We start from the raw sequence: 15,543 nt of genomic DNA, 5'->3' as shown, positions 1-15,543 counted from the left end.
CTGCCTCACACTTCCACCGCCATGGTGGCGGCCATGATGTCGTCGAGAGTGATGTCGGGTGCGAGGAACTCGCGGGTGAAACGGCCGTTCTGGAGGGTCAGGACCCGGTCGCAGACGAGCGGCAGCTCCTCCAGTTCGCCGGAGACGAAGACGACGGCGGCGCCCTCGTCGGCCAAGGCCCGGATCAGGGCGTAGATCTGCTGCTTGGCCTCGACGTCCACACCGCGGGTGGGTTCGTCCAGGAGCAGCACCCGGCTGCGGGCGTGCAGCCAGCGGCCGATGACGGCCTTCTGCTGGTTGCCGCCGCTGAGGTTGACGATGGGGGTGTCCAGGCCCGGGGTCTTCACCGCGAGGCGCCGCACCAGGTCCTCACCGGCCTCAGCGGACCGGCGGGGCGAGAGGCCGGTCCGGCCGCTGATCCCGGCGAACCAGGACATCGTCATGTTCTCGCCCACGCCCAGCAGCGGGACGATGCCCTCGCCCTTGCGGTCCTCGGGCGTCATGCCGACGCCGAGTCGCTTCATCGCCGCCGCCGTGGGGCGGGCGACCGGCCGGCCCTCGAAGGTGATCGTGCGCCCGGCCGCGGCCTCGAAGCCGGCCACGGAGCGCAGCAGTTCGCTGCGTCCCGACCCCAGGAGCCCGCCGATGCCCAGCACTTCCCCCGCGTACAGGTCGAACGTGACGTCCTCCAGCTTCGGTGGCAGCGTCAGCCCCCGGACGGAGAGCAGCGGGGTGCCGGTACGGTCCACGGCGCGCGGCGCGAACGGTTCCCGCTCACGCGCGGCCGGGCCGAGCATGAGTGCGACGATCTGCGCGGTCGTCGCCTCCCGTACGTCCACGGTGTCCACCACGCTGCCGTCCCGGACGACGGTGACGCTGCGCGCCACCTGCCGGATCTCGTCCAGCCGGTGGCTCACGTAGATCACCGCGACGCCGGAAGCGGAGATCCGGCCGACCGCGTCCAGGACGGTGCGCGCCTCGCCCGCGGCCAGCGCGCTGGTCGGCTCGTCGAGGATCAGCAGCCGTGGCCGGCGGCGCACGGCCCGGGCGATCTCGACGAGCTGCTGCTCGGCCAGTGAGAGGGAGACGACCGTGGCCTCCGGGCTGACGCGCACGTCCAGTTCGGCCAGCACCTCGGCGGCCTCGCGGCGCATCCGTGGGTAGTCCACGCCGGACACGCCGCGGCGGGGCCACTGCCCGAGGAACAGGTTCTCGGCGACCGTCATCTCGGGGACCAGGCTCAGCTCCTGGTGCACGGTGGCCGCGCCCAGTTCGGCCGCCCGGCGCACCCCGCCGCCGCCGAGGACCTCCCCGCCGATGCGAACGTCGCCGCTGTCGGGGACCTCGACACCGGAGAGCATCCGGATGAGCGTGGACTTGCCCGCTCCGTTGCGCCCGAGGAGAGCGCGGACCTCGCCCGGCTCGATCCGGAAATCTACGTCGACCAGGGCGCGGACGCCCGGGTACTGCTTGTTCAGGCCGCTCGCCTCGGCGGCCGGCACGGGGCCGGCCTCACCGGGCTGCGATGGGGAGGTCGTCATGCTCGCTCCACGGGAACCGGAGGGACGGGAAGGGGGGCGGGAGGCGCGGTGCCGGCGGCTGCCGGTGCCGCGACATCCGTCACGGCAGGCCGTCCGGGTGGGCGCGCAGCCATTCACGGGCCTGTTCGGGTGTGGAGTAGAGCGTCACCGGGGCGGGGACGACGGGGTCGTCGAGCTTCTCGCCGCCGATGACCCTGGCGGTGGTGCGCGCAGCCAACTCGCCGACCTCGACACCGGAGATGTCCACGTCGGCCTTGAGTACCTCGTGATCGGCCAGCTCCCGGGCCAGGTCGGTGGTCATGTCGCTGCCGAAGACCACCGTCCGGCCGGTGAAGCCGCGCTGGCGGACGGCGCGCACCGCGCCCATCGTGGCGCCGCCGGACTCGCCGTAGAAGGCGTCGACCCGGGGCTGGGCGCTGAGGATGCGGTCCGCGACCTCGACGGCCTGGTCGATCGTGGTGCCCTGCTGATTGGTGACGATCTTCGCCTCGGGCAGTTCCGCGAACAGCGCCTTCTCGAAGCCGACCCGGCGCTGGATGCAGACCTCGACCGTCTCGCAGTTGAGCACGGCGATCCGGGGGTCGTCGACACCCTTCGCCCGGAAGTACTTCGCCGCTTCCGCGCCGGCCAGCTCACCGAACTTCACCGGGTCGCCCAGCACCCACGCGCTGACGTACTTCTTCGTCGCCTCGTCGGTCAGGCAGGTGTTGTAGCAGACCACCTTGACACCGCTCTCGTGAGCCAGGCGCACGGCCGGGATCGATGCGGTGGTGGAGACCGGCGACAGCACCAGGGCCTCCACCCCGGCGGCGCTCACGGCGTCCACGAAGGTGCTCTCCTTGGAGGCGTCGCCCTGGGCGTTGAGCTCCAGCAGCTGGACCCCGTCGCCGAGACGGCCGGCCGAATCCTGCATGCCCTTGCGGACGCCGGCGTAGTAGCCCTGGGCGTCCATGTAGACCAGCCCGACCCGGCCGCCCTCCCCCGCCCGCGGCACACACCCGGCCAGCGCGACCATCGTCAGCGCAAGGCCGAGGCACAGGGCGAGCGCGGTGCGATGCCGCTTCCTGCCGTCCGTCATGACACCACTCCGAATCACATACAAAAGCTGCGTACGACCGCAATCGGTGCGGATCGCCGCCAAGGCGTGCTCAGAGTATGGAAGGTTCACCCGAGTAAGGTCAAGATTAATTGCTAATTAATGATTTGATTGACGTGGCCGCCGACGCCCAGCCCGCGCCGCGCCCCCGGTCCGGGTCCGGGTCCGGGTCCGGGTCCGGGTCCGGGTCCGGGTCCACCCCGCGTCCGTTGCCGAACGGGCCCCGGAGACACCGACCGCACGTGAATCGGGCAGTGTTCGGGTGTGGGTGGGGTGTTGAAGACTGTCCGAGCCGTTGCGGGAGGGGGAGGGAAGAGAGAGATGATCACCCGGCCGCGGACGCGACCGTTCGCGGTCGACTGCGTGAAGGTGGCCCGGGAAACGGGGCGGGACCGTCCCCGAGGTGGCCGGCGGTGGCGCCTGCCGCCGGCTGACGGGGTTCCGGCGGTGGCCGTCCACTACCGGACGTACCCCGCCGTGCGACAGCGCGCGCCGCTGTCCGGTGTCCCGCCTGCGACGGTGTGTGCCGGGGGATTCGGCGGCTACGGCCGCTTCCTGCGGTCGAGACCGCGTCCCGTCCCGGCTCGCTGACGCGGTCGAACGGCTGGGGATCGCGGACGGCGCTCGGTCGAGTCAGCCGAAAGGCCCCACGCCGGTCACTTCGGGTCCGGCGTGCGCCGACCGGTGAGCGGCAGGGGCCTCCCATGCCTTCGCAGAACTACGGCCCGAGGGGGCCCGGCCGGATCAGCGGGCCGGGGTGCGTGACCCGTGGCGCACCAGACCCACGATCCCGGTGATCACGACCGCCACCGCGGCAAGGCCGGAAAGCAGGGGCAGCACGGCCATCCCGTCCATCAGCCGACTCGCGGCGCTGATGGCGAGGACGACGCCGACCACCAGGTAGAGGGCACTCATACCCATGCTCGACGGGATCATCTGCCACCTGCGACTGCCCATGCCGTCCTCCAACCAGACCAAACCGTAACGCGGTTCACGTTCCCGAAGATCCAGAATCCATGCCCGCATCGGCTCCGCCGGCACCCACGGACTCGCCGGTCGGGGCAGTGCGTCGAGCGCGTTCCATCCCGCACGCAGGTCAGGGCATTGTCGCCGTGGACGAAAGCCTGTTGGATCGACGGAGCGCGGTACACATTTCGAGGAGGCGTTCATGAGCCGCAGTGGAGGCGATGCGACCGCTCCCCCTTTCACCGTCCGGCCACTGGACGCGGACACGTGGCCCGCGTTCGCCCGACTGGTCGAGGCACATAACGGCGTGTGGGGCGGCTGCTGGTGCATGGGCTTCCATGTCAAGGTCGGAAAGGGGCGCACTCCGGAGCAGAACCGGGCCGAGAAGGAGCAGCGAGTCCGGGAGGGCCGGACCCGTGCGGCACTGGTATTCGAAGGCGACGACTGCCTTGGCTGGTGCCAGTTCGGCTCGCCGGCCGAACTGCCGGAGATCAAGAGCAAGCGCGCATACGAGAAGGACCTCACGGCGCTGCCGGACTGGCGCATCACCTGCTTCTTCACCGGAAAGGGCCTGCGCGGGCGCGGCGTCGCTCATGCCGCTCTCGGCGGTGCGCTGGCAGAGATCAGGGGTCAGGGCGGTGGCCTGGTCGAAGGCTATCCCGAGGAAACCGACGACCGGTCGGTGTCGGGATCGTTCCTGCACACCGGCCCGATGGCTGTCTTCGAGGACCACGATTTCACTCGGACACGGCCGATCTCACCGCACCGCTGGGTCGTCACCCGCGCCCTCGCTCCGGCCTGAGTGCTTACGTGCTCCGCGGTCGGACGGTGGACGTTCTGGTATTCGACTGACCGGCCGTCCCTTCGGGCTTCCCGCCATTCGGTCAGCGAGGCAGCGGTCAGCGCCTCGCTTCCGGGCTCCCGTGACTCACCTTGCCGGATCACGCAGCCGTCGGCGTCCGGTTCGAAGCGGAACCAGACGCAATTCCGGGTCCGGCTCACGGCAGGTTCCCGCCTCGCCACCCACCCCCGTAATCAACTCCGTCCGCTTCATTGACATCTCACCCGGAATCCCTATGTTGGGAGCGCTCCCACAACAGCCCTGCAACTGGAAGGAGTCCCCCACCATGCGCAGAAAGAGTCCGTTGACCGGACGTTCGCGATCGTCCCTCCGCCAGCCTCTCCAGGCGCTCGTCATGCTGTTCGCCGTGGTCGTCGGAGCCCTCGCCTGGTCCACCCCCGCCCAGGCTCACGGCACCGTCGTCGGCCCCGCCACCCGCGCGTACCAGTGCTGGAAGACCTGGGGCAACGACCACACGAACCCGGCCATGCAGACCCAGGACCCCATGTGCTGGCAGGCCTTCCAGGCCAACCCCGACACCATGTGGAACTGGATGAGCGCGCTCCGCGACGGGCTCGGGGGTCAGTTCCAGGCACGGACCCCCGACGGGACACTGTGCAGCAACAACCTTTCGAGGAACGCCAGCCTGGACAAGCCCGGACCGTGGAAGACCACCACCATCGGCGACAACTTCTCGGTCCACATGTACGACCAGGCGTCCCACGGTGCCGACTACTTCAAGGTCTACGTGAGCAAGCAGGGCTTCGACCCCAAGACCCAGACCCTGGGCTGGAGCAACCTCGACTTCATCACGCAGACCGGCCGCTTCGCCCCGGCACAGGACATCACGTTCCCCGTCCGGACCTCCGGCTACACCGGACACCACATGCTGTTCGTGATCTGGCAGGCATCGCACATCGACCAGGCCTACATGTGGTGCAGCGACGTGAACTTCGGCTGAGCCGCAACGCACCGCACGCGGCACCGGCCTCGGCCGGGCGCCGATAGCCGCCGCCGGGCCGACCGAGCCCCGTCGGGGCAGGGACCCCGATGGGGTCACCCTGCCCGACGGGGCTTTCCGCGTTCCGCACTTGACTCACCGCTCGCGGACACGGGCGAGAACGAGCCTTCATGCCCGGGGCCCTACCACCGCCCACCTCGCGGATGCCGCAGTCGCCACGGTCGCCGCAGTCGCCGCAGTCGCCGCAGCACGGTCCGGCTTCGTTGCCGGGCACCCGTCGGCCACGGCGTTGCCGAGTCCGGGACCTGGTCCGGGTCTCCGTGCCCCGGCTCATGGTGCGAGCCGGACGGAGTGGGGTGAGGATCGAGGTACGGGCGGCGGTTCGCCCGCCTTGTTCTCCCTACTGGCGGCCCGGCCGCCGTCCGGCCACGGAGGGTCGCATGCCATCAGCCGTATGGAGCGGTGCCATCTCGTTCGGCCTGGTCACGATCCCGATCCGGCTGCTCCCCACGACGGAGGACCACAGCATCCGCTTCCGCCGGGTCCATCTGGAGGACATGGGCCTCGTAAGGAACCGGAAGATCTGCGAGATCGACGGCGAGGAGGTCACCTCGGACGAGATCGGCAAGGGCTACGAGGTGGCCAAGGACAAGATCATCCCCATCTCGGACGACGAGCTGGCGGCCATGCCGTTGCCGACCGCGAAAGCCATCGACGTCGTCGCCTTCGTCGACCGCGGCACGATCGACCAGATCCGCCTGGGAGACACCTACTACCTCGAGGCCGCCGGCGAGGTCGCCGCCAAGCCGTACACCCTCCTGCGGAAGGCCCTGGAGCGGTCCTCCAAGGCGGCCATCGCCAAGTACGCGCTCCGGGGACGGGAGCGGCTGGGGCTGCTGTCGGTGAAGGGGGACGCGATGGTGCTGCACCAGATGCACTGGCCCGACGAGGTGCGCGACCCCTCCGAACTCGCGCCGGCGCCGGTCGAGCTGGACGAGAGCGAGATCGAGGGCGCACTCGCGCTGATGGACACCATGCAGCTGGACGGGGTGTCCGGCTTCCGCGACACCTACACCGACGCCGTCGAGAAGCTGATCCGGGCGAAGGCCGAGGGCAGGACCCCGGCCGCGCCGAAGGGCGAGACGAAGCGCAGCGGCCAGGTGGTGGACCTGATGTCCGCGCTGGAGCAGTCCGTGCAGCAGGCCAAGAAGTCCCGGGGCGAGACCGGCGAGGACGCCACCGTGCACGACATGCCCGCCCGCAAGAAGAAGACCACCGCGAAGAAGGCCCCGGCCAAGAAGACGGCGAAGAAGGCGTCTGGCCGTAAGCCGCGCTCGGCGTAGGGCTCATCTGCGGCTTCTCCCTCCGGATGCGGTAGGGGCCGCCGGTCGCGGGCGGCGCCCCGGCAGCGTCCCGGCCGGCGCGCGATCTGGTGGTCCGGTTACTTGATCAGGGCATTCGCGACGATGATCACGAGGCCGATCAGCATGTCCAGGGCCCCCGCCCGGCACGAGGACGGCCATCCGTGCCCGGCCGTACGGGCGGCCCAGGCGCCCCAGCAGAACAGGGCGACGGTGTTGAACAGCAGGGCCGCGTCCACGGCCGTGGCTTCGGCCCACCACTCCGCGACCGCGGCGAGCAGGATCCCCACCGTAGGAAGCACGGCGGCGACCAGTGGCCACTCGGCGAGCACCAGCCTCAGTCTGCTCACGGTGGCCGCCCCGTCGGCGGACGCGCGCTGGGCGATGACACGCGCGTACCCGTGCGCGGCGCCCGACGCAAGCGCGGTGAGCAGCACCCACAGCGCGTCCGGACCCGGATCGGCCGTGTCTCCCGTCGCGTCCAGCGCGGCCACCAGGGCACTGGCCAGCACCAGGCCGTAGATGACGCTGAACAGCGACTGCTCCGGCGGTCGGTGCGGCAGGTTCAACCTCGCCGCGACGCTCTTACGGCGGGCATGGTCGGCACGCTCGGGCATGTCATCGCCTCGGTGCGGAAGGAGGGCCAGGGTCCGCACATCCTCACCCGCCCGACGTGAAGCAGGGCAACGCCACGCGCAACGGGCGCCGAACCCCGGAGAAGGCTGATCAGGTCCGTAACCGCATGAAGCCGGGTCCTCGCGGCGGCTGTCCCCGAAGTGCGACAGAGCCGATGACAGGTGACCACGAGACACGAGATGCGACGAACTCGCCACCCGCCACAAGGCGATCGTGCTGATGGCAACACCCATGAACGGCTGCGATCGGTCCGGTCGTCCCTCACCAGTCCCGGGTGGCGATCAGTTCCTCCACATCCGCGTCCGCGAATCCGTATGCCGACGCGACAAACCAGAAATCCTCAGCGATCACCTCGCGCGCAACCGTCTCGATCTCACTCCCGGCTGCCTCGAACTCCGCCTCCAAGCGGTTGAACTCCTCCGTGGCGGCTTGGGCCAGCGCGTACAGGGCCTTCAGATCCGACGGCTGCTCAGCCTCTATCCGCTCGCACAGCCGCAACAGGATCACCCTGCCTTGGTCGACGACGTGATCGGGGAAGTAGGAGTCCGCATACATCTGCCGCAGAAACGCGTGCCCTGATACCTGCTCGTTCGTGATCGACATGGCGCTCCCCCATCCCTGGAAACAGTGACGCGCCGATCATGCACGACACCACTGACAACGGGCGCGACTGGACCGAGGCTCAACAGGCTCCCGGTGTGTGACCTGGTGCCGGTCGACACCGGCCTCAAGTCCGTTCGAACTTGGGCCGAGGAGCTCCTCAGCCGACTCCTGGGACCACTGGTCACGGTGAGCCGGTGGCGCCGGGCGACGTCAGCCGTAGAGAACAGGGTGACGTCCTTGTCGACGCGGAGCCGCAGGAAGACCACGAACTGGCGAGCCCCGCGCCGTGGCCGGTTCCGGCCATCAGTCACCGCCTGCCCACCAACCAGGTCCGTGCCCAGAACCGCCGCACGTACGGCCGCGAGGGCCACCCCACACCTCCCTGGAGCCGGGGGGAGACCTCCGCCACGCCGACCGGGTGGGCGCCCTGGCCGGGCGAGGTGTGATTGACGGGGGCATGACTATTGTCTAGGTTGCCGTGCGGCCGCGGTGTCGCACGGACCCCCGCCCTCGCAGGGAGGATGCACATGGTCACATCGTTCGTCACTCATCGTGCCCTCGACGGCGGGACGTACCACCTGGAAGGCGACCTCGATCTCGGATCGCCCTCCACCTCGGCCGTCGAAGTGGTGGCCGGCGGCCGGCTGGTCGAGTTCACCGCCGGGACGGCGTCCCTGGGGGACGATGTCGCCGCTTCCCTCGGTCTCGTGTCACCCGAGTCCGAACTCACCTTCCAGAAGGGCACGTTGCGCATCTTCCGGTCGGTCGAGCGCGAGCCGCGTTCAGGGCTCGTGGAACGGCCGTCGCTCGTCGTGTGGCGGGGCAAGCGCCACGCACTCGTGACCCGGCTCTACGGGCTGAGCGATGCCGAGGTGCTCGGGCTGCTCCGGTCGGTGCATGTCGCGGAGACCGAGCACGGGCTCACCCTGCGGCCGGACCGGGCGGCCGGGAGCGCCTTCGCGCGGCCCGCGACGGTGATCAAGGAGGTGCCGGGGCTCGGGCTGCTGGAGCTGTCCCGGCGGACGAAGGAGCACACCGCCCAGCTCCCTCCCTGGAAGGGGGTCAGGGTCGCTTCGGGTGAGCTGTTCCGCGACACGCTCTCCGACGGCAGTCCGTTCTTCGTGCTCTCCTCCACCGAGATCTGGGCCACGCTGGTGCCGCTGACGTCGACTCGCGTCGAGCGGGTGCCCGAGCTCGTCGGGCGGCTCGCGCTGCGGCACACGGGATGAGCCCGCGGTGAGCGGCTTCTACGGCGCACTGACCGCCTCGATCGTCGTGCTGAGCCTGTTCCTGGGTGTGGCGTCGCACGCGGTCCGTCCTGCCGCCCTGGGTGAGGCGCTGCGGGCGCACGGTGTGCTGGGCACCCGGCTCCGCCGGTTCGCCGCCGCCGCCGTGCCCTTCGGCGAGGGCGCCCTGGCGGTGGGTGGCGCGGTCGCCCTGCTGACGGGTCACCAGCGGGGTCTGCAAGCCGTACTCGCCCTGGGGACCGTCCTGTTCGGGCTGTACGCCGGCTACACCCGGCACGCTCTCGCCCTGGGCCGCGGAGGGCCGTGCGGGTGTTCGCACCAGGATCTGCCCCTGAGCCGCTGGGTGACCCGGCGGGCCGTGGCCCTCGCGGGGCTCGCACTGGCCGGCGCGGCCCTGGCGGTGGCCGGGCCCGTACAGCTCTCCGCACCGGAACTGGCCACACTGCTGCTCGCGGCTCCCGCCTGCACCGTGCTGCTGTGGTCCCTGCCCGCCGCCATGCACGAGCCGGGCGCGGCATCCGTTCCCGCGTCGGCCGGGGCCGCCGTTCACCACCCGATCGGGACCACTGTGCATCGGACTGCCGAAGGAGTGTCGACGCGATGGACTTCACCACCAGCGCCGTGATCGCCTCGTGGGCGGCGATCGCGCTGCTCGCGCTGGTCGTCTCGGGGTTGATCAGGCAGGTGCACCAGCTGTCCCGAACGCAGGGGCACCACCCCGGGCGGGTGGGCATCGCACCCGGCGCGTCGGCGCCCGGTCTCGATCCCGCCGCGCTCGACGGCCTCCTGACGCCGGGCCGCGCCGCGCTGCTGCTCTTCCTCGACGCCGACTGCCGTACGTGCGGCGAGGTGCTCGCGGAGGCCCGGTCCTGGACGGCCCGCCAGGGCGCCGGTGCGCCGCCGGTGCTCGGGTTCTACGCGGGCGCCGGGCCACAGGCCGAGGAAGGCGCCGTACCGGTCAGGGACCACCGTCCGGAGCTGTTCGCCGCCTACGACATCCCCGCCACCCCCTACGCGGTGGCCATCGACCCCGAGGGCCGGATCGCCCGTTCGGAGCCGCTCGGTTCACCCACCGCGCTGTTGCGGCTGCTCGACGACATCCACCCCGCAACGCCGAGGAGCCTGCCGTGACTTCACTGGACGACGTCCCCACGCTGCGCCACTCCGGGAGCGGTGGCCGCGGACCCCGGACCAGGCGCGGGGCCCTGCCGTCCTTCGCGCCGCGCAGGCGCACGGTGCTCCAGGCGGCGACCGCCGCGGGCTTCGCCGCGCTGGGCGTGTTCACCGCCGCCCGGCAGGCGTACGCCGACGGCTACGACATCTGGACGGGTGACTGCCCGAGTTACGCCGCCGACCACAACTGCTCCCCGGGCTGCGGGCCGAGCACCGTCTACGCCGACGCGTGCGTGACGTCGGGGGCCAACACCGGCTTCCACCGGTCGGACGGTGTCACCTGGACGCTGCGGCCCAACCAGTGCTACGCCGGTACCTACGACGGCTGGCTGTGGCGCTACAGCGCGGCGTGCGGCAGTTGCGGTTGCGGCATCGAGCGGCGCTGCCACGACGGGTACCGCGACACCGGCTCCGGCTGGGTGAAGTCGATCTGCCGCTGGACCACCGACTGCGACTGCCCCGGCTCCATCAGCTGGCCCACCCTCGGCCGCGGCGCCACCGGGCCCGACGTCCACACCGTCCAGCACCTGCTCACCCACCACGGTCATCCGGCGACCGCCGACGGCATCTTCGGACCGGACACCGAGGCACAGGTCGACGCGTTCCAGTCGGCGAAGGGACTGAGCCCCACGGGCAGCGTCAGTCCGGCCACCTGGCCGGTGCTGGTCGTCACCGTGCGCCAGGGAGACGTGAACGACGCCGTGCGCGGCGCGCAGCGGCAGCTCAACAAGCACGGCCACGCGCTGACGGTCGACGGCAACTTCGGTTCGCTCACCCGGCAGTCCGTCGTCTCGTTCCAGTCCCTGCACGGCCTGACCGCCGACGGTGTGGTCGGTCAGAACACCTGGCTCACGCTGACCGGAACGGTCTAGATGAGCGGGTCCGGCCGTCCCGCGGCCCGGCCGAACGGCGCCCGTGCCGTACGGGCGCTCACCGATCCCGCGCTGCCGCTCGCTGTCCTGGGGATCGCGGCGGTCGCCGCCGTCCTCTACTCCCCCATGCTGACCTGGGCGATCACCGGCGGTCTGGCCGGCTACTCGCTCTCCGGCTCCGTTTGAACGCGCAACAGCGCGTTCGCGCTGGCCTCGCCAGGTTGGCGGGCGACGTACAGACAGGCGCTGGTCCTCGGCGTGTTCACCCTGGGCCTGCTGGCCGGCGGTGTGCTCACGGCCGGAGTGCTGTGGCTCCTGTCCGGTCTCTTCACACCGCTTCCGGCCGGGGTGCGGCAAGGGCTGATCGTGGCCGTCGCGCTGCTCGCCGCGCTGCGTGACGCGGGCAAGCTGTCACTCCGGCTGCCGCAGAACGCCCGGCAGATACCGCAGGACGTGCTGCGCCGTCATCTGGCGCGCGGCGCCTTGCAGTTCGGCTTCGAGCTGGGTACGGGCGTGCGCACCTACGTCTCGGCGAGCGCGCCGTACGCGCTGGCGGTCGCGGTGCTGCTGTCCGGTGGCTCCTACGTGCCCGCGCTGGCGGCCGGGCTCGGCTTCGGAGCGGGGCGGGCGCTCACCCCGACCCTGCGCAGGCTGTCGGGGGACGGGGAGCGCTGGGACGACCTGCTCGCGCGGCGGCTGAGCGGCGTGACCGTCCTGTGCTCCGTGCTGATCGCCGCTGCCGCCTGTGCGGTGCTCTCCTAGGGATCTGCCGGGGCGTGCCCGGAAAGGGGCGCCGTCCGCCCACGAGGCGGGGCGGGCCCCGGCGTCCGGTGCGGTGCGTCGCGAGGCGGGCGGCCCCGTACCGGGCGTCCTCGGCCGGCTCCGGCAACGCGTGGGCAGCTCTGTGCGCGCCCTCGGAGGCGAGGTGCCGTGCCGGGGGTCGAGGGCCGCCGGGCGGGACTTTCCGGACATGCTCCAGGGGGTGCAACCGTCCGGTGTCATGACAGGGCACAACGGCCGTGGCCTGCGGGGCAGTTGTGTCGGAGGTCTGGTCCTGTGGCAGATGGTGGCGGTGTGGACACGCAGGGGTCATGGAGGCCAAACTCGCCTCGGCCCGTACGCGGGGACGCGGGAGGGGGCTCGTCACGGAGGTGCGACGGTGAGGCGTTCAGGGCGGCTTGTTCACGATTGTCATGCGCATGCCGGTCATCTCGCACGGCGCGCCGCCCCCACGCGCCGACGCACCGGCCACTCCTGGCCGGCGCCGCCCGATCACGGCGTCTGAACGGCACGTTCGCAAGGCACGCCCTCCCCACACCGCTCCCCCCGCCCCCTCGTCCCCACTTTCGAGTAGGAGTGCTCCGATGTCGTCCCGCACCCCCTGGCGCGCCCGCGCCGGAACGGCCCTGCTGGCGGTGCTCGCCAGTATCGGCGCGTTCGCCGTCCCCGGCTCCGCCGTTGCCGATTCCCCGTCCGAGAGCCTGCGGACCGTCACCTACCAGGGCTACCGCATCGAGGTGCCCGCCGAATGGCAGGTGGTCGATCTGGCCGAGAACCCGCGCGCCTGTCTCCGGTTCGACAGACCCGCCGTCTACCTGGGCGAGCCCGCCGACCAGAACGACTGCCCCGCCGGAGTCGTCGGCCGTACGGCGGGCATCGTTGTGGAGCCCATCACCGCCCGCTCCGCGGGCCAGGCGACCGCGGCGACCGCGCGGACCCAGCGCGGCAGGGCGACCGCCCCGACCGCCGCGTCCAGCAACGACACCATCCAGATCGCGGTCGAGGACGCCGGCGTCCTCGTGACCGCCGCCCACACCCCCGAGACCGAGGGCGTGGTGCGCGAGGTTCTCGCCTCGGCCCACCTCACCGACGACGCCGAGCGCACCGCGCTGCCCCGCGCGGACCAGCGGTCCGAGGCCGCGGCGCCGGCCGCGGCGGGGCCGCAGCCGGGCAGCTACCTGGGCAAGGGCTTCGACGCCTGCGCCGCGCCCTCACAGGCCGCCATGAACGCCTGGCAGTCGAGCTCGCCGTACAGCGCGGTCGGCGTCTACATCAGTGGCTCGTTCCGGGCCTGCTCCCAGCCGAATCTGACGGCGAGCTGGGTGACCGCCCAGACCAACAACGGGTGGCGGCTGTTCCCCATCGACGTCGGCCGCCAGGCGCCGTGCACCAGCTACTCGCTGAAGATCTCCACCGATCCGGCCACGGCCAGATCCCAGGGCGTCACCGCCGCCGCGAGCGCCATCACCGCCGCGTCGAACCTCGGTGTCCCGGCGGGCAGCGCCATCTACAGCGACATCGAGGCGTACACCTCCACGGCCTCCTGCAAGGCGTCGGTGATGTCGTACCTGTCGGGCTGGACCGAGCGGCTGCACACCAGCGGCTATCTGTCGGGGCTCTACTCCAGCGCCGCCTCCGGCATCAGGGACGCCGCCAGCGAGTACGACAACAGCGCCTACACACGGGTCGACCACCTCTTCTACGCGTGGTGGAACGGCGCGGCCGACACCGACACCGGCTCCTACGTGCCGGCCGGCTACTGGTCAAACCACCAGCGGATCCACCAGTACGCGGGTGAGGTCACGGAGTCCTACGGCGGCTACTCGATCAACATCGACCGCGACTACCTGGACGTGGGCAACGGCACCCCGCCCCCGGCCAGTTGCACGGGGGCGAACTACAACTTCACCGGATACAACACCGTCCAGAGCGGGTCGTCCGGAGACCAGGTCAAGGCGGCCCAGTGCCTGCTGAAATCCGCCGGCTTCGACCCGGGCGCCCCGGACGGGATCTTCGGGTCCGCCACCGCCACCGCCGCCCGGAACTTCCAGAGCAGCAAGGGACTGGCGGCGGACGGTGTGGTCGGCGCGAAGACCTGGACCGCTCTGCTGTCCCGCGGCTCCGCCCCGACCGTCCAGAACGGCTCGACGGGAGAGGCCGTCACACGGGTGCAGCGCGCGCTGACCGCCGCGCTCGGGCGGACCGTTGCCATCGACGGCGTCTTCGGCTCGGGCACCGCCCAGGCCGTACGCGACTACCAGTCCTCGCGCGGGCTCGGCGCCGACGGCATCGTCGGGCCGGCCACCTGGAGCGCCCTTCAGTCGGGGAAGTGAGCAGGCTAATGGGCCCGGAGACGGACAGGAAAGTGAGGCAGGAAATCGTGGGACGACTCGCACGCGTCATCACGCTGTTCACGGCGACGGCGGCCCTGCTCCTGGGACTCGGCGTCCCCGCGCACGCTTTCCCGCAGGCCGCGTTCCCGCCGGCGAGCAGCGGCAGCCGGGGCTCCGACGTCGTCGCGCTTCAGCACCTGCTCGCCGCGCACGGCCGGACCGTGGCGGTGGACGGCGTCTTCGGTTCGGGCACACGGAGCGCCGTGGTGGGCTTCCAGCAGTCCAAGGGGCTGGCCGCGGACGGCATCGTCGGACCCGCCACCTGGGGCGCGCTCGCCGTCACCGTACGGCAGGGCGACAACGGGCCGGCGGTGAAGGCCGTCCAGTCGCTGCTGAACGCCAAGAGGGGCTCGGGACTCACGGTCGACGGCGCCTTCGGACCCGCCGGCGAATCCGCCGTCCGTACCTTCCAGTCCCACGCGGGAATCGGCGCGGACGGCGTCGTCGGGCCGACGACCTGGCGGAACCTGCTGTGGCACTACGAGAACATCGGCTTCGGCGGCTCGATGTGCGCGCAGAGCCCCGACGGCAACGCGGGCGCCCACTGGGCGACGGCCGGTGCCGTCGGTCAACTGGAGGCCGCCGCCGCGACGTTCGCCACCACCGGCAACGGCAAGCTGCCGGTCGGTGACGCGGGCTTCGAGCACGGTGGGCCGATCCCCGGCCACGCCAGCCACCAGGTCGGGGCGGACATCGACGTGTGGCCGATCCGCACCGATTCGGCGCAGTGCACCGCGGGGCGTATCACCTGGCAGTCGAGCACCTATGACCGCGCGGCGACCCGCAGGCTCGTGCAGGAGATCCGGGCGAAGGCCCCCGGCCAGGTCCAGCTGATCTTCTTCAACGATCCGCAGCTGATCGCGGAAGGGCTGACCACGAACTACCCGAACCACGACAACCACCTGCACATCCGCTACAGGTAGCGGCCGGGGGGGGGGGGGGGGGGGGGGGGGGGAGGGGGGGGGGGGGGTGGTGGGGGGGGGGGGGGGGAGGGGGGGGTGGGGGGGTGGGTGGGGGCGGCAGACGCAAGCGACGAGTTGGATCGCCATGTGTGCGGGTGGCGGCCGGCGGGG

17 protein-coding genes are annotated in these 15,543 nt (G+C 71.5%); 12 read left to right on the top strand and 5 right to left on the bottom strand.

Annotated elements, in window-relative coordinates; all coding sequences use genetic code 11:
- Window positions 1-5 precede the first annotated feature (5 nt).
- The 3 genes from ACZ61E_RS23315 to ACZ61E_RS23305 form a co-directional block, all read right to left on the bottom strand.
- A complete protein-coding gene (locus ACZ61E_RS23315) occupies window positions 6-1,541 on the bottom strand; it encodes a sugar ABC transporter ATP-binding protein (RefSeq protein WP_469701781.1) in 1,536 nt (511 codons plus the stop codon).
- Window positions 1,542-1,620: 79 nt separating this feature from the next.
- Entirely contained in the window at window positions 1,621-2,619 is a 999-nt protein-coding gene (locus ACZ61E_RS23310; protein ID WP_469701780.1) for a substrate-binding domain-containing protein, read from the bottom strand.
- Between the two features lie 762 nt (window positions 2,620-3,381).
- The gene (locus tag ACZ61E_RS23305) at window positions 3,382-3,594 is read right to left on the bottom strand and encodes a hypothetical protein (protein ID WP_469701779.1); all 213 of its coding nucleotides are present in this window, start codon (window positions 3,592-3,594) and stop codon (window positions 3,382-3,384) included.
- Window positions 3,595-3,805: 211 nt separating this feature from the next.
- On the opposite strand from ACZ61E_RS23305, the gene ACZ61E_RS23300 reads away from it, so the two are divergent.
- The 3 genes from ACZ61E_RS23300 to ku all read left to right on the top strand — a co-directional run bounded on the left by ACZ61E_RS23300 (window position 3,806) and on the right by ku (window position 6,748).
- Window positions 3,806-4,405, top strand: a complete 600-nt coding sequence (locus ACZ61E_RS23300) for a GNAT family N-acetyltransferase (RefSeq protein WP_469701778.1) — start codon at window positions 3,806-3,808, stop codon at window positions 4,403-4,405.
- A gap of 325 nt (window positions 4,406-4,730) precedes the next feature.
- Window positions 4,731-5,405 (top strand): lytic polysaccharide monooxygenase auxiliary activity family 9 protein, encoded by a 675-nt coding sequence (locus ACZ61E_RS23295; protein ID WP_469701777.1) that lies wholly within the window; start codon window positions 4,731-4,733, stop codon window positions 5,403-5,405.
- 440 nt (window positions 5,406-5,845) lie between these two features.
- Window positions 5,846-6,748 carry a non-homologous end joining protein Ku gene (gene ku / locus ACZ61E_RS23290; RefSeq protein ID WP_469701776.1) on the top strand — a complete coding sequence of 301 codons (903 nt, stop codon included), beginning with the start codon at window positions 5,846-5,848 and terminating at the stop codon, window positions 6,746-6,748.
- Window positions 6,749-6,846: 98 nt separating this feature from the next.
- On the opposite strand, the gene ACZ61E_RS23285 is transcribed toward ku, so the two are convergent.
- Together ACZ61E_RS23285 and ACZ61E_RS23280 are read right to left on the bottom strand one after the other, a co-directional pair.
- Window positions 6,847-7,383: a hypothetical protein gene (locus ACZ61E_RS23285; RefSeq protein WP_469701775.1), complete on the bottom strand. Its 537-nt coding sequence runs from the start codon at window positions 7,381-7,383 to the stop codon at window positions 6,847-6,849.
- A 280-nt stretch (window positions 7,384-7,663) separates the two neighbouring features.
- Window positions 7,664-8,005, bottom strand: a complete 342-nt coding sequence (locus ACZ61E_RS23280) for a DUF5713 family protein (protein ID WP_469701774.1) — start codon at window positions 8,003-8,005, stop codon at window positions 7,664-7,666.
- Between the two features lie 194 nt (window positions 8,006-8,199).
- On the opposite strand from ACZ61E_RS23280, the gene ACZ61E_RS23275 reads away from it, so the two are divergent.
- From ACZ61E_RS23275 to ACZ61E_RS23235, 9 genes are all read left to right on the top strand, one after another.
- Window positions 8,200-8,451, top strand: a complete 252-nt coding sequence (locus ACZ61E_RS23275; RefSeq protein ID WP_469701773.1) for a hypothetical protein — start codon at window positions 8,200-8,202, stop codon at window positions 8,449-8,451.
- Between the two features lie 81 nt (window positions 8,452-8,532).
- Complete coding sequence (locus tag ACZ61E_RS23270) at window positions 8,533-9,234, top strand: hypothetical protein (protein WP_469701772.1); 702 nt, start codon at window positions 8,533-8,535, stop codon at window positions 9,232-9,234.
- A 7-nt stretch (window positions 9,235-9,241) separates the two neighbouring features.
- Entirely contained in the window at window positions 9,242-9,877 is a 636-nt protein-coding gene (locus ACZ61E_RS23265; protein ID WP_469701771.1) for a MauE/DoxX family redox-associated membrane protein, read from the top strand.
- Window positions 9,853-10,383 carry a thioredoxin domain-containing protein gene (locus ACZ61E_RS23260; RefSeq protein ID WP_469701770.1) on the top strand — a complete coding sequence of 177 codons (531 nt, stop codon included), beginning with the start codon at window positions 9,853-9,855 and terminating at the stop codon, window positions 10,381-10,383. Before ACZ61E_RS23265 ends, ACZ61E_RS23260 begins: the two co-directional genes overlap by 25 nt.
- On the top strand, window positions 10,380-11,297 hold the full coding sequence (locus ACZ61E_RS23255) for a peptidoglycan-binding domain-containing protein (protein ID WP_469701769.1): 918 nt from the start codon (window positions 10,380-10,382) through the stop codon (window positions 11,295-11,297). The genes ACZ61E_RS23260 and ACZ61E_RS23255 overlap by 4 nt, the downstream gene beginning before the upstream one ends.
- A complete protein-coding gene (locus tag ACZ61E_RS23250; RefSeq protein ID WP_469701768.1) occupies window positions 11,298-11,483 on the top strand; it encodes a hypothetical protein in 186 nt (61 codons plus the stop codon).
- Window positions 11,484-11,555: 72 nt separating this feature from the next.
- Complete coding sequence (locus ACZ61E_RS23245; RefSeq protein ID WP_469701767.1) at window positions 11,556-12,059, top strand: hypothetical protein; 504 nt, start codon at window positions 11,556-11,558, stop codon at window positions 12,057-12,059.
- 602 nt (window positions 12,060-12,661) lie between these two features.
- Window positions 12,662-14,410, top strand: coding sequence for a glycoside hydrolase domain-containing protein (locus ACZ61E_RS23240; RefSeq protein ID WP_469701766.1), 1,749 nt, complete (start codon window positions 12,662-12,664; stop codon window positions 14,408-14,410).
- A 47-nt stretch (window positions 14,411-14,457) separates the two neighbouring features.
- Window positions 14,458-15,393, top strand: coding sequence for a peptidoglycan-binding domain-containing protein (locus ACZ61E_RS23235; RefSeq protein ID WP_469701765.1), 936 nt, complete (start codon window positions 14,458-14,460; stop codon window positions 15,391-15,393).
- The last annotated feature ends 150 nt before the right edge of the window (window positions 15,394-15,543 follow it).

The organism is Streptomyces sp. NPDC104581 (assembly GCF_055583685.1).
The sequence above is the reverse complement of the archived record's forward strand: the minus strand, read 5'-3'. Positions and strand labels throughout refer to the sequence as shown.

Bases quoted from the DNA above. Each gene is read 5' to 3' on its own strand.
- ACZ61E_RS23315 (WP_469701781.1), bottom strand. From the start codon at position 1,541: ATGACGACCTCCCCATCGCAGCCCGGTGAGGCCGGCCCCGTGCCGGCC.
- ACZ61E_RS23310 (WP_469701780.1), bottom strand. From the start codon at position 2,619: ATGACGGACGGCAGGAAGCGGCATCGCACCGCGCTCGCCCTGTGCCTC.
- ACZ61E_RS23305 (WP_469701779.1), bottom strand. From the start codon at position 3,594: ATGGGCAGTCGCAGGTGGCAGATGATCCCGTCGAGCATGGGTATGAGT.
- ACZ61E_RS23300 (WP_469701778.1), top strand. From the start codon at position 3,806: ATGAGCCGCAGTGGAGGCGATGCGACCGCTCCCCCTTTCACCGTCCGG.
- ACZ61E_RS23295 (WP_469701777.1), top strand. From the start codon at position 4,731: ATGCGCAGAAAGAGTCCGTTGACCGGACGTTCGCGATCGTCCCTCCGC.
- ku (WP_469701776.1), top strand. From the start codon at position 5,846: ATGCCATCAGCCGTATGGAGCGGTGCCATCTCGTTCGGCCTGGTCACG.
- ACZ61E_RS23285 (WP_469701775.1), bottom strand. From the start codon at position 7,383: ATGCCCGAGCGTGCCGACCATGCCCGCCGTAAGAGCGTCGCGGCGAGG.
- ACZ61E_RS23280 (WP_469701774.1), bottom strand. From the start codon at position 8,005: ATGTCGATCACGAACGAGCAGGTATCAGGGCACGCGTTTCTGCGGCAG.
- ACZ61E_RS23270 (WP_469701772.1), top strand. From the start codon at position 8,533: ATGGTCACATCGTTCGTCACTCATCGTGCCCTCGACGGCGGGACGTAC.
- ACZ61E_RS23260 (WP_469701770.1), top strand. From the start codon at position 9,853: ATGGACTTCACCACCAGCGCCGTGATCGCCTCGTGGGCGGCGATCGCG.
- ACZ61E_RS23250 (WP_469701768.1), top strand. From the start codon at position 11,298: ATGAGCGGGTCCGGCCGTCCCGCGGCCCGGCCGAACGGCGCCCGTGCC.
- ACZ61E_RS23240 (WP_469701766.1), top strand. From the start codon at position 12,662: ATGTCGTCCCGCACCCCCTGGCGCGCCCGCGCCGGAACGGCCCTGCTG.